Annotated in this window: 21 protein-coding genes and 2 pseudogenes; 15 read left to right on the top strand and 8 right to left on the bottom strand. The window is 36.9% G+C overall.

Features of this window, described 5'->3' with window-relative positions:
• Window positions 1-216 precede the first annotated feature (216 nt).
• The 3 genes from FD725_RS25380 (at window position 217) to FD725_RS25370 (ending at window position 2,442) form a co-directional block, all read left to right on the top strand.
• Window positions 217-546 carry a hypothetical protein gene (locus FD725_RS25380; RefSeq protein ID WP_179050705.1) on the top strand — a complete coding sequence of 110 codons (330 nt, stop codon included), beginning with the start codon at window positions 217-219 and terminating at the stop codon, window positions 544-546.
• A gap of 200 nt (window positions 547-746) precedes the next feature.
• Complete coding sequence (locus FD725_RS25375) at window positions 747-1,046, top strand: hypothetical protein (RefSeq protein WP_179050704.1); 300 nt, start codon at window positions 747-749, stop codon at window positions 1,044-1,046.
• 625 nt (window positions 1,047-1,671) lie between these two features.
• Window positions 1,672-2,442 carry a hypothetical protein gene (locus FD725_RS25370; protein ID WP_179050703.1) on the top strand — a complete coding sequence of 257 codons (771 nt, stop codon included), beginning with the start codon at window positions 1,672-1,674 and terminating at the stop codon, window positions 2,440-2,442.
• Window positions 2,443-2,755: 313 nt separating this feature from the next.
• On the opposite strand, the gene FD725_RS25365 is transcribed toward FD725_RS25370, so the two are convergent.
• The 3 genes from FD725_RS25365 to FD725_RS25355 all read right to left on the bottom strand — a co-directional run bounded on the left by FD725_RS25365 (window position 2,756) and on the right by FD725_RS25355 (window position 5,794).
• Entirely contained in the window at window positions 2,756-3,529 is a 774-nt protein-coding gene (locus FD725_RS25365) for a glycosyltransferase family 2 protein (RefSeq protein ID WP_179050702.1), read from the bottom strand.
• Window positions 3,530-3,836: 307 nt separating this feature from the next.
• Window positions 3,837-4,262, bottom strand: a complete 426-nt coding sequence (locus FD725_RS25360; protein WP_256871753.1) for a hypothetical protein — start codon at window positions 4,260-4,262, stop codon at window positions 3,837-3,839.
• A 5-nt stretch (window positions 4,263-4,267) separates the two neighbouring features.
• On the bottom strand, window positions 4,268-5,794 hold the full coding sequence (locus FD725_RS25355) for a TIGR03985 family CRISPR-associated protein (protein WP_179050701.1): 1,527 nt from the start codon (window positions 5,792-5,794) through the stop codon (window positions 4,268-4,270).
• Between the two features lie 358 nt (window positions 5,795-6,152).
• Between FD725_RS25355 and crn3 the strand changes: the two genes are divergently transcribed.
• From crn3 to FD725_RS25300, 11 genes are all read left to right on the top strand, one after another.
• The gene (gene crn3, locus FD725_RS25350; protein WP_256871751.1) at window positions 6,153-7,013 is read left to right on the top strand and encodes a CRISPR-associated ring nuclease Crn3/Csx3; all 861 of its coding nucleotides are present in this window, start codon (window positions 6,153-6,155) and stop codon (window positions 7,011-7,013) included.
• A 70-nt stretch (window positions 7,014-7,083) separates the two neighbouring features.
• Window positions 7,084-9,465, top strand: a complete 2,382-nt coding sequence (gene cas10 / locus FD725_RS25345; RefSeq protein ID WP_179050700.1) for a type III-A CRISPR-associated protein Cas10/Csm1 — start codon at window positions 7,084-7,086, stop codon at window positions 9,463-9,465.
• Window positions 9,466-9,470: 5 nt separating this feature from the next.
• On the top strand, window positions 9,471-10,304 hold the full coding sequence (csm2, locus tag FD725_RS25340) for a type III-A CRISPR-associated protein Csm2 (protein WP_179050699.1): 834 nt from the start codon (window positions 9,471-9,473) through the stop codon (window positions 10,302-10,304).
• A gap of 2 nt (window positions 10,305-10,306) precedes the next feature.
• The gene (gene csm3 / locus FD725_RS25335) at window positions 10,307-11,356 is read left to right on the top strand and encodes a type III-A CRISPR-associated RAMP protein Csm3 (RefSeq protein WP_179050698.1); all 1,050 of its coding nucleotides are present in this window, start codon (window positions 10,307-10,309) and stop codon (window positions 11,354-11,356) included.
• A gap of 36 nt (window positions 11,357-11,392) precedes the next feature.
• Window positions 11,393-12,484, top strand: coding sequence for a type III-A CRISPR-associated RAMP protein Csm4 (csm4, locus tag FD725_RS25330; RefSeq protein WP_179050697.1), 1,092 nt, complete (start codon window positions 11,393-11,395; stop codon window positions 12,482-12,484).
• 5 nt (window positions 12,485-12,489) lie between these two features.
• Window positions 12,490-13,860 (top strand): type III-A CRISPR-associated RAMP protein Csm5, encoded by a 1,371-nt coding sequence (gene csm5, locus FD725_RS25325; RefSeq protein WP_179050696.1) that lies wholly within the window; start codon window positions 12,490-12,492, stop codon window positions 13,858-13,860.
• A complete protein-coding gene (gene cas6, locus FD725_RS25320; protein WP_179050695.1) occupies window positions 13,854-14,630 on the top strand; it encodes a CRISPR system precrRNA processing endoribonuclease RAMP protein Cas6 in 777 nt (258 codons plus the stop codon). Before csm5 ends, cas6 begins: the two co-directional genes overlap by 7 nt.
• 13 nt (window positions 14,631-14,643) lie before the next feature.
• Window positions 14,644-15,654: a hypothetical protein gene (locus FD725_RS25315; protein ID WP_179050694.1), complete on the top strand. Its 1,011-nt coding sequence runs from the start codon at window positions 14,644-14,646 to the stop codon at window positions 15,652-15,654.
• A 29-nt stretch (window positions 15,655-15,683) separates the two neighbouring features.
• The gene (locus FD725_RS25310; RefSeq protein ID WP_179050693.1) at window positions 15,684-16,184 is read left to right on the top strand and encodes a hypothetical protein; all 501 of its coding nucleotides are present in this window, start codon (window positions 15,684-15,686) and stop codon (window positions 16,182-16,184) included.
• A gap of 3 nt (window positions 16,185-16,187) precedes the next feature.
• The gene (locus FD725_RS25305) at window positions 16,188-16,478 is read left to right on the top strand and encodes a hypothetical protein (RefSeq protein WP_256871750.1); all 291 of its coding nucleotides are present in this window, start codon (window positions 16,188-16,190) and stop codon (window positions 16,476-16,478) included.
• Between the two features lie 84 nt (window positions 16,479-16,562).
• Window positions 16,563-16,916, top strand: a complete 354-nt coding sequence (locus tag FD725_RS25300; protein ID WP_179050692.1) for a Spx/MgsR family RNA polymerase-binding regulatory protein — start codon at window positions 16,563-16,565, stop codon at window positions 16,914-16,916.
• Between the two features lie 76 nt (window positions 16,917-16,992).
• On the opposite strand, the gene FD725_RS25295 is transcribed toward FD725_RS25300, so the two are convergent.
• Window positions 16,993-17,388 (bottom strand): type II toxin-antitoxin system VapC family toxin, encoded by a 396-nt coding sequence (locus tag FD725_RS25295; RefSeq protein ID WP_179050691.1) that lies wholly within the window; start codon window positions 17,386-17,388, stop codon window positions 16,993-16,995.
• Entirely contained in the window at window positions 17,388-17,675 is a 288-nt protein-coding gene (locus tag FD725_RS25290) for a hypothetical protein (RefSeq protein WP_179050690.1), read from the bottom strand. The genes FD725_RS25295 and FD725_RS25290 overlap by 1 nt, the downstream gene beginning before the upstream one ends.
• A 158-nt stretch (window positions 17,676-17,833) precedes the next feature.
• Between FD725_RS25290 and FD725_RS25285 the strand changes: the two are divergent.
• Window positions 17,834-18,064, top strand: a pseudogene (locus tag FD725_RS25285) (helix-hairpin-helix domain-containing protein); the annotation flags it as partial.
• Between the two features lie 512 nt (window positions 18,065-18,576).
• Here the strand turns inward: FD725_RS25285 and FD725_RS25280 are convergent.
• The 3 genes and pseudogenes from FD725_RS25280 to FD725_RS33185 all read right to left on the bottom strand — a co-directional run.
• Window positions 18,577-18,945: a hypothetical protein gene (locus tag FD725_RS25280; RefSeq protein WP_179050689.1), complete on the bottom strand. Its 369-nt coding sequence runs from the start codon at window positions 18,943-18,945 to the stop codon at window positions 18,577-18,579.
• Window positions 18,946-18,991: 46 nt separating this feature from the next.
• Window positions 18,992-19,255 carry a papain fold toxin domain-containing protein gene (locus FD725_RS25275; RefSeq protein WP_179051689.1) on the bottom strand — a complete coding sequence of 88 codons (264 nt, stop codon included), beginning with the start codon at window positions 19,253-19,255 and terminating at the stop codon, window positions 18,992-18,994.
• Window positions 19,255-19,311: pseudogene (locus FD725_RS33185) on the bottom strand (hypothetical protein); the annotation flags it as partial. The gene FD725_RS25275 and the pseudogene FD725_RS33185, both read right to left, overlap by 1 nt.
• Window positions 19,312-19,331 lie beyond the last annotated feature (20 nt).

Below are 19,331 nucleotides of genomic sequence, written 5' to 3'. Positions count from 1 at the left end.
TCGGTTTTAAGAGGACGTTTGAAAAGTCTGTTTCTTTGTCATGTTGAATGCAGCGTAGCGGAATGAAACATCTCGGTATGTGCCACAAAACCCAGATTCTTCCTTACGCTCCGCTCCAGTCAGAATGACATTTTTATACCTACTAAAACTTTTCCAACACCCTCTAAGAATAATTTTTTTGTGCGATAATTAATCAGCTTTATCTACAATATCTCTATGACTAAGTACCAGATTAATATTGATTTTACTAATGTAGATTTAAATAACCTAGAGACAGAAGAAGATTTTAAAAGAGAAGCAAAAATTTTACTCCCTCAAGCCCTGATAAAACTTGGGGAAAATATAGGTGAACAAACCTGGGAAGAGTTACAAAACAATTTGAAACAACCCGGAACAAAATACAAAGCCTCTCCCAGCGAAAAACGCAAGTTTATCCAAGAAACAGGCAGGACTTATCAAAGAAAAGCCAGTAGTAGAGAAAAACAAGAACTAGAAGACTATATAGTAGAGCAATTACGCATTTTTCAATCCCAAAAATCTATCTAAACCTAACATAACTCAGCACGGGCTGCATCGCCCCGCTATCGCTCTAAGCACAGCCATGCCCGTTCGCGTAGTGTCTCCTTGAGGAGAAGGGCTTTACAGCACTCCCTCACTCATCACTCCTTCACCCAGGAAAAGCATCCTTAACGATGTAATAATCATCAAGCCAATGTATCATAAATGTATCTTTATCAAATTTAACAATGGTAGAACGTCCAATCAAAAAATCAGAACGTCAGGCTCAAGCAAATACTGACGCAGATTCGGGAAATGGAGATATTAGAGAACCCTTACCCAAAAGTTCAAAACCAAGCGGTAATCGCTCGTCTGGTAAAGGTAAAAAATCATCCTTTGAGAATGAAAATAAGCAGCCAATTAATCCAGCTCTAGCTCGTGGCCCAAAACCTTCCAAACCCAAACCTGTGAGCGTTCCAGAACCTGAAACTGAAGTCGAATCTACCTCTGAAGATTCACTTACTATTGAAGATTCACAAGAGTCATAATTGTCACATCTTACTCCTGTTTTTCCAGTTCGCTAAGTAGCAAAATTCCCTCTTAATCTGTAATAGAGAGGGACTCAAGATTAACAATATATTCACATATCTATTCAAGAGCATTGTTGAGACGATCGCAAAACCAATGCAGACAATGCTCTAAACTCGCAAGACTTTGTGTCCAAAAAAACTTGATTTTGACCATTGACTATTGATTATTGACAAAAAAGCCAGAAAATTTAGTGACACTGCGTAAGTCCCAGTTTTGTAGTAATTAGTAAGTTGATAGCAACTTGATATTTGCTGAAAAAATGCTAGTACTTAGTACAAAAACAAGGCAATCTTGAAGTTGAGACAATTTGATAATGAAGTTTTTATGGATTCTTACTTAAGTACTTGCTATTTAATTGGTTATATAACTTAATAGTAGTAATCAATCACCGTAAAAACACCAATTTTTATGGCAAAAGAGATTGAGATCAAAGCTTTGTAACCGTACTTGTACTTCTGCATCTACCGGATATTACTGACAACCACCCAAACCAAAAGAAAAGAAAGAGGTAATGATGAATTAGTTGTCATTAGCTTTCTTTCTCAAAATCTAGTGCATAACAACAAACAGAAATCAATGGTAATGGCAACAAAATCTCTAACTCAGTCTCTAAAGATAGTTGGAATCGCAGCTTCAGTTTCCTTAGCCTCTCTAGCGGTAATACCAAAAGCAGATGCTTCAACATTACTTTTCTCTGATACTGCGGCTTTCACTGACGAAATCACGGATCTTGATCCTACTGATCCCACTCTGACATTAACACTTGACAAGTACTTACCAACAGCAGATATCACAGTAGACAAAGTAGTTGTTAGCCTGCTATCTGCTAAACTTACTACCTCCGGCTCTATCACCAATACTTCTAGAAACACTCGTACTTTTACGGTAGAAACCAAGTTAAACGATTTTACCATTAAACCTAATGCTGGCGATCCCGCAGTCCTAACTGCGTTTAACCCCTTCGGTGTTCACTCTGGTAGCCCTCTAACTCTGGTTTCACAAACGTTCACATTGGCTCGGAATGCCACTGCAAACTTTGGCCCTTTCACCAATGAACATAATCCCACACCTCAGACATTTTTGAGTAGTTCAGATATTGCTCAATTTTTAGCAGTTTCACCTGGGGAAACTTTTAGTTTTTCCCCTTTCACAGACATTGATACCTTAGTTACCAGTTTAGGTGGTAACAATAGCAATAACATTGCAACATTGGCAGGGGTAGAAATTAAGGTAGAGTACTTTGGGACTAGACGACGTGTACCAGAAGCTTCCACTACTTTTGGTGTTCTAGCATTAGCTGGTATCCTCGCCGTTTCCAGAAAAGCGAAATCATGGCAGAATTTCGCAGGTTAATCTGACAATACAGTACTCATATTTGATTTTTGATTAACACGCGAACTAATCTCGTGCATAGTGAGTGCAGCCTTACGTGCTGCCCTCTCACCCTAAAATTAAGCTGAAGGTGTACGAACTTTTTTAAATTAAAGCCAGCAGATTCCTATATTCTATACCATGTAGAGATGCACTTTTGAGAGCGTCTCTATTTTCTTTTTTGGAGAATTATATTAACAAAAATGATTCATGATGTAGATACAGCCCAAAATTCTTGTAGAGACGTTGCACTGCAACGTCTCTACAAGAATTTTCACCAGATGTCTATTAAAAATCATGCTGACAATTTATAAAGACCAAACTCCTGTTTAATGGCTGGTGTTATCGGTCGAAACTTGAGTAATTCTTTGATGAAGAATAATATTTTACCTTTATTGGCATTGTGGAGAGTCGAGAAGCCTCCTTGATAAATATTTTCTCCATTACCAATAATATAAACAGTGCCAGCAAAAGGAAAATCTTCTAAGGGCAAACCTTTTTCTTGCATGACTGCTGCCATTTGTCCATGCCCATTATAATAAGTGATCAGATCATCTGGATACTCATCATCTTTGCTAGGTAAAGGACACAAATCAAACTTGAGAATATTGCAAGTTGCACACCAAGAATAAAAATGTGATTTTCTATAGTAAATAAAAGAGCTATTTTCTTGGTATACATAGCCTTTTTGAAAAACCCAACCATTAACATCGGGATGCTGATTGGTAAACTCAGCTACCCGACGATTTAAACAATCGTCAGCATCAACTATCATCATATGATGGGCAGAAAAACGTTGAGCATAGATGACACCGACAATAACTTTTTTACCGCGATCGCGCATTTTATCGCGGTAATCTTGATTAGGTGTAGGAAAGTCTACTTGTACGTAATCAACTTGGGGATGGGTAAATTGAATGTCTGGTTTTTCATGACAAACCACAACCACTCGGAAATTAGCATCAGTTTGCTGACAAATCGAGCGTAAGCATCTATCGAACAACTGACAGACATTATCCCAGTCTTTAGAAACCTGTTGACTTTTCAGAGGAATGACAAAAACAAGCATAAGTGATTTTTCGGAGATATTGCAAAAATTGTGTTCTTTCCAGGGTTAGGCTAACACAACCATCATCAACTTAATAATTCAGATAAACCAGCCGCGTATTTACCTAATTCTGAGACAGAAAAGTCTAATTTATTACTTAGCGGGTGACTGGAAGTCGCCTAATACTTTTCAAATTGTTAACTTAATTACAGAAGTTTGCACGCAATGCTGTTATTTTCTTCCTCCGATCAACGATTGAATTGAAGGTAATGTGGAGAACTTATTTTTAGCATCTGCTCTGGACTGTCATGAACCTATCCCACTAATATCAGAGATATTGCGGTAAAAGATTGGAATTAAATAGGTCAATACGTTGAAAATCTGCCAGTTGCAACTTCTCAACAGGTGTGGTCAGAATATATTCTACCAATGGTTTGAGTTGTGTCTCATCTTTCAATGATACTTGACGAGGTGAGTAAGGACTAAGTAAAAGAATCAATCCTTTAGCACCCTTGGCAGGTTCTTTGCTATCAAAAGATAACCCTAACTGTTTAGATAACTTTCTAGTTCGGCGATAGTCCACCCAAAACCAATATAGAAATAAAACTGCTACTCCCAAAAATCCCAGAGGTTCACCACCAGAGAGTAAATTGATAATAACTCCTACTACGGCAAAACCCAAAAAATCTATTGGAGAACGGGGTGAAAATAGGTTTTCTATCTGAGGACTGTTGTTGTTTTTAGGTACAAGCATCTTAGTTAATATTGATAATTTTCTAATTCTTTTTCTGCTTCTGAGATCATTTGTTCACGAATAGAAAGTGGAGCAATCACTTCACCATTCGGTCGCCATTCTCGCAAACGCATATAAACATTAATGTCACCAGCACGTATCCAAGCTATGTAATAAACATCTTTTTGAGGAGATTGACTAATAATTTTTAACAACTTCTGGCGTTCTTGAGACTGGGGAATATTTTGAGTAATCAACTGTGATAATTGGTCATGTAAAACCTCTCGAAAAGTAGGATGTCTTGTGGTGTTATCTACATACCACTTGGCAAATTTTGCCCTAAAGCGGAGGATAAGCAATTCTTTTTTGAGATAGAAATTAAACCCCCAAGCAGCTTTCAATTCCCTAGCAATATATTCTGGTGTGGGTAAATCGCCTGTCCGCCACATCTGCTTTAATTGTTGCGGAACAAGAGGGTCGCCCCAAGGTAACACTTTGAGGCGATGACCTCCAGTCGCTCGGAGACCATCGCTGACGCTGGATGAAACGCCATTACCAGCAATCCGATCCAAGCGATAATTATGCCATCCCATATCTCCATTCGGGTCTATTCCATAAGCACTAAGGTATTTAGCACGTCGCCAGTAATGCAAACATACTGGGTAGACAGTAACTTTGACTTTATTTTCTGTAGCTGCGATCCAATACTCAAACTGCACCACACCACCAGGAGGTTTACGCCAAAGTTCTTCTATCTGTTCTTGATAATTGTCCACACGGTCTTGCATTGGCTGAGAAAGAATGTAGTCCAAATGCAGGAATATTCTTTGGGGTGGATCTTGGTTATCTAACTTGCTTGATGAGGAACTGTCTGTGATTCGCTCCCATAACTTACCGATAATTAATGACAAATTTGGTTGAACAAAAGATATTGACTCTAAAACTCGCAGCAGTTCCCAAGTCTGTTGTTCAGAAAGGTCAGACAAGCTATTGCGGTTGTGTGTAGTTGGTAAACTAGAAGATACTGCCAAAGGAACATTGGGTAATTCTTCCCTTGCCAAATATCGATACTTTCCTGAATCAGTGAGATATAACCATCCTAGCTGTACCAATTGTTTTAAGTCATCACGAATGGAACGATGCACAGTAGCAAAGGGGCGTTCTTGCAGTATATCTTGTAACTCTTGTTGCTCAATTCCTGTCAGCAGGATAATTTCATCTTGCCATTGAGTGTCAGGTTGTTGGAAGTTCTGCTCAAAGACAATTTCTGCGAAAGTTTGATGACAAATACAACTATGATCGCTACACTGTTCTCTGATTTGTTGAGCATTTAATCTATCGCTTTTGGGGTGACGATAGGCAAATAAGCGATCGCGTAACTGTGAATATGTAAAAACCGTAGGTAGTTTATCTCTCCAGTCTGTCTGACTAGCATAGAGCTTATTGATCAGCACCAATAACCGCAGCGATCGCACTAGCCGATTTGCTAGTTGTCCCGCAGCTAGCCATTGCAATATTTGTGGTGTAGGCGATAAATAAAATTCTTTAGTCAAATTTAAAACCTATTTAATTAAGCTACCAGTACACTCAGTTTAATTTTTTCCCAATAAAAAGTGTTTAATGTTACTTAATGTAAAACGTTTATATGAGCTTAAAAAAGCTGTTAAACTGTAAAAAATCATGTGGGATATTGAGTTGATGATTGCATAATTAAAAACTCAATGTTTATTTTTAACCTTAATGTAAGAATAGCAAACTCAGTAGAAGACGGGTATTCTACTAAGTATGGCAGAATAACAGAGAAAAGAAAATTACTAAAAATTTGGGGAGGGCGTTATTATATCTCTGCACCTACACCTAAGTGAATCGCTGCTTATACAAAATTTAAAGTATCAAGTATTATCGATTGAATTGACTACGAGCGATCGCGTCATAGAACCACAGGATCTAAAAAACCTAGAACTACCTTCTGGTATTGATACTACAGGTGGAGTGGTAATTTCTGGTCGCGCACCGATGTGGGTTTATTCTTATTTAACCCACGTACTCCATCCTACCGCTTGGATAGCTTGCTATGATCCTCGTCTAGGTGCAGTCGTATCCGCCACTAACTCACGTCAAGTCTATATTGGTCAAGTCATTCCCATAAGTCCAGAAAACGGACGACAAAATCATGGACTGGTTCAGCCAAAAACTAGCGAAGTTGGTTTATGTCCAGCACTGATGATTGTCGGGCCGCCTGACAGTGGTAAAAGTGTGCTATCTCATGCTTTGTTTCAAGCGCTATTATCTGAGCATCCTGATATTTACCTGCAACGCGCTCACTGGGATGGTGAAGGTAACTATGTTTTGGAATTAGATAGGGAGACGACAGACGAAGAAATCGAAGCCTTCAAACTACGCAACAAGGGTAAATTAACAGAACGGTTTTTTCCCTATCATGCTCAATCAATATTACAACTGCGACGACAGAAGTCTTTGGTAATTGTCGATGTAGGGGGAATGGTACAGCCAGAAAAACTGCCAATTTTAGAAGCTTGTACCCACTACTTGATTATTAGCTCTAAGCCAGAGGCGATAGGTGTATGGCATGAATTTTGTCGAGATAGAGGAAATTTAATCCCTGTAGCCGTAATTCATAGTAGTTTGGCACAGATAGAACAAGTGCATCAATCAGAACCTTATTTGGAAATTACAAGTGGCCCTTGGGTGCGGGGAAAGGTAGGAATTTTTCCACAGGTGCTGCTTAGGCGAGTGAAAGCATTGCTGTAGCAGTTAGCCCAATAATGATAATCGTTTATCTCTAATTATTTAAGACTGACTTAGCCAGTACAAAGTTGTTATGAAAGATTCACCAACTTCTCCTAAAAATATAGCTTTAATTATTGCCCAACAAGGTGTATGGGCTATGACGAAATGGGCTGGTGCTAATTTACCAAAAGAATGTTACTTTCCTGAAGATTGTGATGCGACCAACAAAGCCAAGGAACAACTACACTGGTGTGATAATGGCATACTGCAACAGCCAAATGATAATATTTTTATTTTTAAACCTCTACGTTTGTTATTTGACCATGTGAAACTGGATAAAGGTCAAGACAAACAGTATTATTGGGAGGCAAAAGCGATTGAAAATAAAGATAAGTATCCCAGCATTCCCTATCCTCAACCTTATTCTTCAAATGAGAAGCCTACACAAGATAAATTGGAAGGATTAAAACAGCAAATTAAAGATGAGATTAAGCACCTTCAGTTAAATCTTCACGACTGGGAAAATCTATCGCTGCTGATGATGATTTTGGAAAAATTTGGTTCTTATATCAGCTTTTGTGAGGCAGATGACATAGCCCTAATTGATATAGTCAGGGTAACATCCGCAGTAGCTGCTGTCTTTACTGATAATTCTGCATCTGAATATCTCAGTCTAATTGCAGGTGATTTATCAGGTATTCAAAAGTTTATCTACACTATTTCTTCTGATGGAGCGCTGAAATCTTTACGAGCAAGAAGTTTTTATTTGGAATTAGTTACAGAGGAAATCGTACAGCAAATCTTAGACAGATTAGATTTGCCGCGCACGAATGTTATTTATGCTGGCGGCGGTAATTTTTATATTCTAGGGTTTGGCGATCTAAAAAAAGTAGAGAATGTTATCAACTTTGTACGTAGCAGCTTTAACAAATGGCTGATGACTAGCTTTAAAGGAAAAATATTTTTAGCGATTGATTATTTACTTTTTCCTACTCAATATACCAATCAAAAAGAGTTTGGCACGTATTGGAAGCAAATAACAACTAAACAACTACCCACGCAGAAAAATCGTAAATTTGAAATTTACCTTAGTGATTTCCTCAAACAAAAAGCAAGTTATGAACCTTGTCGAGTTTGTCATCGAGATGATTTACCAAAACTCAAGCCTTTAAAAGACCCAGATTCTTCTCCTGCTTGCTGGGTCTGTTGCAAAATGTTTGAATTAGGAGATAAATTGTTCAAAGTAGAGGCAATACTTCGTTCGTATAAATCAACTTTAAATACCAAACTAAAATTAGAGAAAGTATACAGATTTTATATTTCAGGAACGTACTACTTTCTATTTGAAGATATCGATAGAGCTATAAATGTTGAGAATACTGAAAATATTTTCTTAATTAACAATTGGCAATTAGATAACTATCGCCATCAGAACACAATACCGTTGCTTTTGGGTAACTATGGTCAGCTGACTCAAATTGAAGGTGAATCAGGCTATATACGAGCTGGTGAAATAGCAAACAAAGCCGAGGAATTAGGTTGTATTCCTAGAGTAGGCTATTTGCGAATGGATGTAGATAGCCTGGGGAGAATATTTGCTGAAGGTTTAGATGAAGATAAAAGAAATTTATATTTATTAAGAGTCGCTGGACTTTCACGCCAAATGAGTTATTTTTTTAAAGTCTATCTCAATAGTTTAGCAGATAAGCGTGAAGAGAATTTTATCAAGCCTGTTAATAATAAACTTAAAGTTTTAGAAAAAGCTGAGTTTTTAAGTGACAATGAACGTAAAAATTTATTATTTATCTATGCTGGCGGAGATGATTTATTCATCAGCGGCTCATGGAATGAAATAGTAGAATTTGCTTTTGATATCTATCAGTGCTTTCGCGCCTATACTGGACATAATCCAGATATTACCATCTCTGGAGGAATCAGTATTGACGAACCGAAATTTCCTCTTTACCAAGCTGCAAAAAATTGCCAGGAATTTGAGGAAGCTGCTAAAGCTAACAAACGTGATAGTCTAGGCTTATTTGGAGAAGTTTTTAAATGGGAAGAATGGATAAAAATAGATGATACATTTACAAATGTTCATCGAAAAACAGCAACCTATCTTGCAATAGAACCAAAACCTGAAATATTCGGTATTTTAGATTTTGTCAAAAACCTCACTGAGAAACTTGACCTTGGCTCTGACTACTCTCGCAATTTTATTCGCAGCCTTTTAGATACCGCAGAAGCGCAAGAGCAAATGCTCAGAAAATATCAAGAACAAGAAAAAGATAAAAAGGATGATATACGCTATTACTTGCACCTACCTAAGTTAGCTTATGCTCTCTCACGTCTACCAGAAAAAGTACGTAATCAGTCTGAATTTATTCCGGCTCGTCAATCTTTGATGAATCCTCGGAACGCACCCTATTTTCGTGCGATCGCTACTTGGATTGAACTTCTTAGTCGTTCTCGGTAATTAAAATGAATAATAATATTATTGAAAAAAGTGAAAAAATTGCTAACAAAATTTGTAATTTACAAAACAAGCAACGACAACCAGGAACATTGAGGGACTACGACAAACATCAAATACTTGAGGATGTTGAGTCTTTTGCTGATGAAATTTGGCAGTTTGGGTTGAAACTTAGTAACATAAGTAATTTTTTAAGAATTGTCAATACTCTCAGAAGAGAAGATAGTTTTTCTAAAATTAGTTCGGAGTTGCCTAAAATCAAACAAAGTCTTCAGATACCTGCTCAAGATGATGAAGTGATTAAATCTATAAAAAAAATTATAGAGGCTGCAATCGATAAAGTTAAAGATTTACAAGACTTTAGAAATCTAATTCAAATCATTGATTTATTTACAGATATAACAAAAAAAATTCTTAGGACTATCAATAAAATAAAAAAAGAAGGTCTGAAAGATTATCCAATTCGTCAACTTGTGAAAGATTCTGAAGAATTTGGTTATTATCTCAATAAAAGTGGCTTGAAGACTAATCAAATTCGGAAATTTTTAGACTCAGTAAATCGTCTCAAAATTGAAATTGCTGTCAAAGCAAAAGATATAGAAACTGAGTCAGATGCAATTCTTCTTGAAAATTTAGATAAATCTAAAAAAATTTATACACAAGTGGTATTGCTAAAGCAAAAGATTGATTATTCTGCCGCTAGAGAGAAGTCTGTGAAGCCTTTACAAGAAGTCATGGATGTGGCAATTGATCGAGTTCATGATACTGAAGATTTTGAGCGTCTTTTTCAACTTGTTGAATCTATTATTGCCTATCATAAAGCTGCTGGAGGAGGAGATTAATTATGACTGTTCCATTACTACAAAAAAGATTATTGGGAAAAATATACATCAAAGCCACTCTTAATGTAGAAACAGGACTACATATTGGTGGGGGTGAAGGTAAACTCGATATCGGTGGAATTGATAAACTCGTTGTCCGCGAACCAATAACAGGACATCCTTACTTACCAGGTTCATCTATTAAAGGTAAACTGCGTTCAATCCTAGAACGTTTTTTAAATAAACCTTTAAATCGTGATTCTGGCGGAGTTTGGCGTTATGAAAGTGATGACATACTAGATGGATATACAGAAATTAAACAGAAAGGAAATCAAAATGATATCTTAGTTTTTTATCAAGGTTCTCAAAGCTGTGAACTCAGTCGTTTGTTTGGTGCAACTGGTAAAGATTCTTGGATAAAAACGACTGATGCTGATGCTGATGGATTACCCCACTTAGATAAACCTAAAAAAATTAAAAGAACTAGCAATAGTCGTGGCAATTTTGATGAAAGTGGAGAAGAACATGTAAAGGTAAAAGGAAGAAATGCGCCTGCACGTTTAATTGTCCGAGATTCTCATTTACAGCAAAACTCTATCAAAAAACTTGGAAAAATTGATACAGGTCTATTTATGACCGAGCGCAAATTCGAGAATGGTCTAGATAGAATTACCTCTGCTGCAACTCCCAGACAATTTGAACGAGTCCCTAAGGGAGCAAGCTTTAATTTAGAAATAGTCTACAGTATAGAAGTTGAGAATAAGAATGAAGTCAAAACAGACTTAATAAATATAGCACTCGCTCTTGCCATGCTTGAAGACGATGCTTTAGGTGGACACGGCTCACGAGGTTATGGCAAGGTCAAATTTGAAAAATTTGTGTTTAACCATCATGAATACCAAATGAATGAAAGCGGTGGCTCTATTTTGAAAAAATCCACTTCTGATTCAAATATCAATTTAGATATTAATAATACTAGTGATTTCCTAGCAAAATTAGACACAAAAAATAGCCAATTACAACAGCTTCTCCAAATTTGTGAAGCTCCACAGACTATTGCTGTACAAGAGTAAAACTTTTTATTTTGTCTATATTTTGGTGAATGTGAAGTGTGCTGGAAAATAGTCAGGCTTGATTTTAGTAATAACCTTGCTCATTTTGGTGAGTTAGGTATTGGTATTGAAGAAACTAGTGAAAGAGTGCGTTCTGATACCTTATTTAGTGCTTGGGTAAGTACTTATGCCAAGTTATTTGGTAAAGATAATGTTGGAGATTTACTAGATAAATTTATAAAGAATCCTCAATCAATATTTCGTATTAGTTCTACCTTTGTCTATTCCCAAAAAGGCAGTCGCTATACTTATTATTTACCTAAACCATTACTTTTACCAAATGGATACCCTGAAGATGATTTGAAATTTACTAAGGTATATAAAAAACTGAATTATTTACCCTTAAAAGTTTGGCACCGTTGGTATCAAACTCAGAAAGGATTTACTGAAGATGATGGATATGAATTAGAAAATTATCCTGATGTTACTGAAGATTTAAATCAAGCTGGAACATTTGATTATCCAGAAACTTACAAAATTAGGCTTGTCCCCAAAGTTGCTGTAGACCGTACTACTAGAGCAACAAATTTTTATCATACTGGTTTTGTACAATTTCTCTCGAAACCAGATGAAGATAAACAAGCTGGTTTATATTTTCTCATTAAATTCCCTAAACCAGTAGATGATAAACTTGTACAAAGACTGAAATTAGCACTCGACCTTTTAGGAGAAGAAGGATTAGGTGGTGAAAGGTCTAGTGGTGCAGGAAGATTTAAACCTGATTGGGTAGATGAAGAAGATCGGGAATTTGAGAAAGATTGGAAAAGTATCTTAGAACCATCTGAAGTAAATAAGCCAAAATACTGCTTAATTAGCTTGTACTGGCAAAGTGCTCTACCAGATGAACTACTAGACCAATCTGATGCTTATGAAATTCAAGAACGAGGTGGTTGGATTGGTTCTCCGTTTTCTGGTCGTCAACTACGCCGTCAATCTTTGCGAATGTTTACTGAAGGTTCGGTTTTTCCATTTTCTCCTCACGGAGAACTAGCTGACGTTACACCAAAAGAATTCAATAATTATCCAGATACACACAAAATCTACCGTAGTGGGATTAGCTTCAGTCTTCCAATCAACGCACCGGAGTAGAAATTATGGTCAGTTCACCTAATACTATCCAGAATCAACTAAATGCCTATAAGGAATGCAACTATCAATCCCAACGTATTCAGTTAACAAGTCCTTTAATTCATATTGGATCAGCAGAATCTACTCTAACTCCTTTTGACTATATTCAGAGAGATATACATAGTAGAGAAAAGGCAATAAATCGATTAATTTATTTTCCTAACCAAGATGCTTTAATAGCAGTTTTATCTCAAAGAGGAGAACTACATAATTATATTAAGCTTACAAAAGAATATATTAATGAAAGATATAGATTAATTCAAAAGCGTGAGAATGTACTGAACTTACTTGAAAAAATACTTGGTAGCAATTGGTGGACAGCCTGTAGTTCAGATAATACTCTTATTTTCCCTACAGCAAGTATTAGCTATAACAAGACAGACCAAGAAATTAAAAAACTAAGACCTTTGATTCGTAATGGCTTGGGCGAATTATATATACCTGGAACATCTATTAAAGGTGCAATTAGAACCGCAATCGCCTACTATTTACTTAAACATCAAGTACACACAACAATCCTGAGCGATATTGAGCAAAAATTAATACAACTTAACTTTGGGTCTATTAAAAGAAAAAAAGCTTATTTAGATGACGAAAAGTTAATAAGACTAGCTAATAATCTGGAAATATCTTTGAACAGTTATTTATTCTCAAATTTTAGGCTGATGCACGAATATTGCATAGTTGAAGAAATAAATACTCCTAATACGGATTTGATGAGAGCTATAAAAGTTACTGATTCTTCCTCACTACACAAGAGCGATGGTGTTAACTTATCTATAGTATCTGAAGTTATTTCATCAAGTTTTTACGTTAATGGTAGTGAAAGATTCGCCAAAGAAAGTGCTACTAACTTTGTAGAAATGGTTTGGAATGCCCAAACAGAATTCACACTTACTATTGATACAGAAATGCTATCACAGTTTCAGCATGAACAGGGAATGCAATTACCTCGTAAATTATGGACTATAGAAGGGATTCTAGAAATTTGCCAAGAATTTGCACAAGCGCAATGGGAACATGAAAAAAAATACTGGAACAGTATTACAGATAATCCTAGTGATGAAAAACTAAACTTTAGTCGTATTCGCAAATTTTATAACAATAATTGCTCCTATAATCTCAGAGTTGGCTGGGGAAGTGGAATGATCGGAACTACAATCGGTTTGCATTTTAATGAAGAAACTAGAGAACATATCCGCAACGCTTGTGGTACTTCAACCAATTCTTCAGAAACTCCAAAATCTAGGCGTACTGCAATAATTCCCACTCAAACTAAGACAACTAAACGAGCTTTGGGATGGGTTCAGCTAACCCCTGCGGAGGCTGTATGCTAATTCGTTCTACTTGGACATTAACTGTATCTGAGCCAGTTTCTCTACCCCGTGCTTATGGCTTAGAACTAGTCAAGGATTTGCACAGAAGAATGAAGATAACTTTTGCAGATATAGCAATTCCTCCTGTCACTTATTCAGGAATCATTGGTTCTTGCTCTACCTCTGGGGACTTCATAACTTTCAGTCCGGATAATTTTTACAGATTATCTCTTTCTGGTTTACAGGATATGACTGCCAAGGCAGTTTATCACCTGGAATTATCACCTTACATTGAGTTTTTAGGAGCTAAGTTTGAGGTAGTGAATAGAGAAAATGAAACTACCAGCTATGAACAACTTTATCAAACTCTCGTCGTCTCTGAACCGGAACCCATTAAGCGATTTAATTTGGATTTCATTACTCCTACTGTCTTTGCTCAAAATAGAACTCGTTTAGCCTTACCTGTACCTTATTTGATGTTTCGCAGTTGGTTAGAACGATGGAACTATTTTGCACCTGTTTACTTAGGTAGTGATGAATTAATGTGTTTTATGAATGATGTAATTACACTAAGAAAGCACAAAATTCAAACTAGAATATTTAAAATAGCAAATGGATATGTTAATGGTTTCACAGGTAATGTAATCCTACAAGTTTCGCACAATACTGAACCATTATTGGCAAATGTTGCTAATCTTCTAGTTAACTATTCTCAGTTTACAGGTACAGGAATGAAAACTAGATTAGGCATGGGTTTAACAAATGTGAATTTTAACTCATTAGTTACATAATTTGGAGGAAATTATGGGAGTTTACCATTTAATGGGTTTAGGTCTTTCTCCAGGAGCAGTTACTGGGCCAATTTCTTATCTCGCTGAAATTTATAATAATTGGGAAGCTGAAGGGAAAGAATTTTTTGCTAGTTCGGGTGAGGAAGAACAGAGAGAAAAAGGCGCTTCAGTAGGTGGGATACAATTACTCATACTTTTCACCACAAAAGAAGTTATTAATGGTGAAGTTGACTGCGAAGAATATATAAATAATCCTTGCGGACAGAGAGTAGGAAAACATGAGACGCAAGCCAATATGAAAAAGATACTTGAGCCTCTTTTGATGCAAGAGTGGTCAAAAATTAAAGCTCCTCAAATTGGGAACAATGGAATTGTCTATTGGTGTGAAGTAGAACTACGTAATATTAAGACAACATATGAACGCATTGCTAAAGTGTTAGCTTCTCTTGCAAAGGGAAGCGGTAGCCAAGGTAAAGAAATATGGGTAAATCTGACTGGGGGTAATAATGTTATTAATTTGGCTTTGCAAATGGCAGCTTCTTTATCAGGTGAAGTAACTCGTGTTTATTATGTTCAAGCTGCTAATAATATAGCAGAAAAATGTGTGCGGTTTACAAATAAAGAAAGCTACTGGGTAGAGTTGCCTGTCATGCCTTTAGTGATGAGTGATTTGAGCAATGCCGTTTTAGATGTTCTTAGTTTAAATCAACCTATGACATCAAAGGAACTACATAACAAATTAGTTCATCATCAAACATATTGGAGTTTAATGCAAGGGATAGATTATGAACCTTTTAAAGACAATCATCTGCGTTCAATGAAAAAACTAGGTTTGATAACAGTAACAAGAGGATATGAAGTAGGTAATGGCATTTCTACTCTAGGCCCTCAGTGGGAATTGATTCTTGAATATGAAAAAATCATGGATGAAGCTCTAAAAAAAGCAGCCGAAGAGGGATTGACAATTGAGAATTTGGAGCGAATAGAAACTTGGATTAGCCGCCAACAAATTCAACTTAACTAACAGTAGCTAAGTAGCTGAAAATCTATAAAATGACCAAAATACTCTTCGTCACCGTCGGTGGTTCCTTCCAACCCATCATCACAGCCATTCGCAGCTTACAACCCGATCGCATAATCTTCATCGCCTCTGATGGTGAAAAAGGTAGCAAATCGCAAGTCATCGGCGAGGGAACCCCTTGTGAAGTGCGTCGGGGTGCAGAAGTTCTGGAAAGATTACCTAATATTCCCAGACAAGTGGGGTTAGGCGATCGCTTTCAAAAAGAACGAGATTTAATTCTGGTACAAAATCCAGACGACTTAAACGAATGCTATCCCAAGATTCACACTTTCATCCGTGATTTGCAAGTAGATCCAAATCATGAGATGATGGCTGACTACACTGGGGGGACAAAAACTCTATCAGCAGCTTTGGTATTGGCAGCAGTTAATTGTGGAATTGCTCTGTATATTACTATTGCGGCAAGAGATAACTTGGTAAAGGTAGAGCGAGGAGAGGTAACGCAAAGAGTAGATACAAGTTTTCGCTCTTGATGAGTGTTATTCTTAATTCGTCAAAACTCATGTAAAGTTGGACAGCTTCGACAACAGGGAAATACAGGTAGAAGGCAATTTTCATCATCGCATCAGTTTCATGGTCAATCAGTAGAAATTCAATCCTTGGCTGGGGAAAATCTAGCTCGAAAACTGGGTGTTGATGAATTAAGTCTCTCCAGAGAGCGAGAAAACAATACTCCATCCGAATTTGAGTCATGGAGCCGCCATAGAAACCCCGCTTCCCGTGGTTGGCGTTTTGGGGACGATGGATTATATTATCCGGTAAAGTGAAGCCCACGCTCAGGCAATGGCAAATACTTACACCAGCCATGTGTATATATATAGATGTTATGGAAATTCTTGATTAACTATTTTATGTCTCTTCAAGTTTACGGCATTCCCAACTGCGGCACTTGCAAAAAAGCTTTTAACTGGTTGCAAAACCACAACATTGACTATGAATTTATGAACACCAAAGAAAATCCGCCCACCCGTGACCAGATTCAAAACTGGGTGAAATCTTTGGGTTCTGCTCCCATGCGGAACACTTCTGGCCAATCCTACCGCGCTTTGAGTGAAGAAAAGAAGACTTGGACTGACGAACAGTGGATTGACGCATTCGCTAACGACGCAATGCTGCTCAAACGTCCGCTTTTCGTCAAAGATGGAACAGCCGTGCTGGTAGGCTTCAGAGATGAAACAGTCATTCGAGAAAAATTAGAACTTTAATCTCCAAATTATCACCCCTATTACATCCCAACTAGATCGACATAGGCGAATTTTCAGGTGTCATCGTGGAGGTTTTTCAAGCTTCTAACCAGTTATCTAATTTTAAGTTGGGAATATTGATAAAATCTTTAATATTGTTAGTAACAAGGATATCATCACGAGAACGAGCAACAGCAGCAATCAAAGCATCAAATTCTCCAGTGGGTTTTCCGATTTTTCTAAGTTCGCTTTGAATCTTGCCAAATTCGATAGCTGCTTCTATTTCAAATGGTTCTACTGATAAGAATTCTGTAAATTGTGCCAAGATTTCTAGGTTTTTGGCTACCTGTTGATAACAATAAACGCCTTTATATAGTTCTGATACTACAATGATAGAGAGATAACATTGGCTGAAAAAGCGATTAAATTTAGTAATAGCTAGGGGATGTTCGTTCAGCAATGCAATGCAAATATTGGTATCTAGTAGATACATTAGTCCTTGTCTTGGTTATCAATTGAGTTTATGGTTCTGCCTTGATAAGCATGGCGTTGTTGGTCAATTTCTGTAAAAATTTCTGTTAATTCAGGTTGGTTCTTCCAAGTTCCAAATAATTGATTAAGTTTTGCTAGTCTTTGCGCTTCTGTTAAGGGTTGTTGTGTTTCTGTAATTTGACTTTCAAAAAGTTCTAAGTCTACTATAATTTCTGTCCCATCTGGAATATTATGAATTTGTTCTAAAATTTCAATATTTTGTCCACGTTTTATGCCTCTAACTTTCATATTTAATTATCTCCTCTAATTATTAGTTAACTGATATGGGATTCATATTTGATTTTTGAAAAAATTCAGTACACATTTATAGTAATCTTAACCTAGAGCAATGATGCTTTCTGTGAATGATCATGAATATGCTCAGGAGAAGGGAAGGCCTTATGCTAGACAAAGCGATCGCCACAGTCACCGAAAACCCCTACCAACTAGCAACTGATATCTATGGCATTGGTTTTTTAACTGCGGATAAAATAGCCCGTAATTTGGGGGTTCCCGCAGATTCCCAGTTTCGCTACTGTGCAGGGATGACCCATGTATTGAGTGAAGCAGCAGAAGACGGACATTGCTACTTACCACAGAGCGAACTGAGTGAGAACGTGATTAAACTGCTTACGACTCATCCCTCTTTTGTTACTTTAGGAAAAGAAAAATTGACAAGAAACTCAACTAGCAACAGAGAAACTGACTGGAGAAGCGCGAAAATCATTCATAAAGTCGATTAATCTCAAAAAGCAACGCTTCATACCAGGAATGTTAAATACTGTGAGCCAAGGTTGAATCAAACAGTGGGGAAAAAGAGAAACCCCATCCAGGTGAAATAGTTTTGCACGCTAGGGCATTAGTCACCCCTGTAGATGCAAATGAATATTTCAAATCCTCTGAAATCTCACACAATCAAGCAAATACTCGCATAGCTGAACTCAAGAAAAAGATAGAAGGATATTTTGATTACCTAATTAGTCAAGATTGTTCGTGGCTTGCTTGATGATAACGGCGAGGAATTAAACGAGGCAGAGCGCACATTGCCAAGCTGGTTTAACCCAGAGGATATTTACCACCATTTCAACGGTAAGCCAATTTCTTTTGATGTTTAGTAAAAGTAAATGTGATTGACTTTCATACTAAAAAATCAAGCGGGAATTTGTGTATTCTCCTCAGAAGCTATTTCACCTAACTCATCCGCTTCTAAACTTTTCTTCCTATTTTTAAATTCAGACAACAACCTGTAGAAAGCATTAAAACCTTCTTGTTCGGTTCCACAATTGAGCATAATTATCTTAGCCCAAGAATTGGAAGTTGATACATGATATTTTTTTTGTACCCAAGGCTGAAACTCCCGATAAAAATCCAGTTCTTCTGCCGTTGCTTCAACTCCTAATTCTCTCAAAGCTGTTTTAAAACCCACTAGGAAATGAAATAAATCGCTAACGGAAGCACTTCCAATATACATCCCTGGGGAGGTTTGAATTTTTGACAAAATCTCAAATAATTTGCTCATTTATTCCTCAAGCCTCTCTGACTGAATTTCTCTCGCTTATTTAGTGCTAAATCTCAGACAAATAGTCAACCAAAAATTCTCCACTTGGGCAGTCAAAATCATTGAGCCAATCACTAAGAGTCAATCCCTCAGTTGATAGATTATCAAATACTCTTTCTTTCACCTCCACACCATAATGAATTCCATTCATTGTAATTGAATCGTTGATTAAGAGCCTTTCTAGACGTGTACTAATTATATAATCCTCACCATTACGTGTTTGAATTTTAATAATTCTTCCAGATATCCGATTTTCTCTTAACCACTGCATCACCGCAGTAGCGCATTCCTCACATTTATACACGTTAACCGACCATTTTGATCGTAATCATAATTTTCGGTTTCAC

The organism is Nostoc sp. TCL26-01, assembly GCF_013393945.1.
Lineage (GTDB): Bacteria > Cyanobacteriota > Cyanobacteriia > Cyanobacteriales > Nostocaceae > Trichormus.
Note: the sequence above shows the minus strand (reverse complement) of the source record. Positions and strands in the feature narration are given on the sequence as shown.

Bases quoted from the DNA above. Each gene is read 5' to 3' on its own strand.
- FD725_RS25380 (WP_179050705.1), top strand. From the start codon at position 217: ATGACTAAGTACCAGATTAATATTGATTTTACTAATGTAGATTTAAAT.
- FD725_RS25375 (WP_179050704.1), top strand. From the start codon at position 747: ATGGTAGAACGTCCAATCAAAAAATCAGAACGTCAGGCTCAAGCAAAT.
- FD725_RS25370 (WP_179050703.1), top strand. From the start codon at position 1,672: ATGGCAACAAAATCTCTAACTCAGTCTCTAAAGATAGTTGGAATCGCA.
- FD725_RS25365 (WP_179050702.1), bottom strand. From the start codon at position 3,529: ATGCTTGTTTTTGTCATTCCTCTGAAAAGTCAACAGGTTTCTAAAGAC.
- FD725_RS25360 (WP_256871753.1), bottom strand. From the start codon at position 4,262: ATGCTTGTACCTAAAAACAACAACAGTCCTCAGATAGAAAACCTATTT.
- cas10 (WP_179050700.1), top strand. From the start codon at position 7,084: ATGAAAGATTCACCAACTTCTCCTAAAAATATAGCTTTAATTATTGCC.
- csm2 (WP_179050699.1), top strand. From the start codon at position 9,471: ATGAATAATAATATTATTGAAAAAAGTGAAAAAATTGCTAACAAAATT.
- csm3 (WP_179050698.1), top strand. From the start codon at position 10,307: ATGACTGTTCCATTACTACAAAAAAGATTATTGGGAAAAATATACATC.
- csm5 (WP_179050696.1), top strand. From the start codon at position 12,490: ATGGTCAGTTCACCTAATACTATCCAGAATCAACTAAATGCCTATAAG.
- cas6 (WP_179050695.1), top strand. From the start codon at position 13,854: ATGCTAATTCGTTCTACTTGGACATTAACTGTATCTGAGCCAGTTTCT.
- FD725_RS25315 (WP_179050694.1), top strand. From the start codon at position 14,644: ATGGGAGTTTACCATTTAATGGGTTTAGGTCTTTCTCCAGGAGCAGTT.
- FD725_RS25310 (WP_179050693.1), top strand. From the start codon at position 15,684: ATGACCAAAATACTCTTCGTCACCGTCGGTGGTTCCTTCCAACCCATC.
- FD725_RS25300 (WP_179050692.1), top strand. From the start codon at position 16,563: ATGTCTCTTCAAGTTTACGGCATTCCCAACTGCGGCACTTGCAAAAAA.
- FD725_RS25295 (WP_179050691.1), bottom strand. From the start codon at position 17,388: ATGTATCTACTAGATACCAATATTTGCATTGCATTGCTGAACGAACAT.
- FD725_RS25290 (WP_179050690.1), bottom strand. From the start codon at position 17,675: ATGAAAGTTAGAGGCATAAAACGTGGACAAAATATTGAAATTTTAGAA.
- FD725_RS25280 (WP_179050689.1), bottom strand. From the start codon at position 18,945: ATGAGCAAATTATTTGAGATTTTGTCAAAAATTCAAACCTCCCCAGGG.
- FD725_RS25275 (WP_179051689.1), bottom strand. From the start codon at position 19,255: ATGCAGTGGTTAAGAGAAAATCGGATATCTGGAAGAATTATTAAAATT.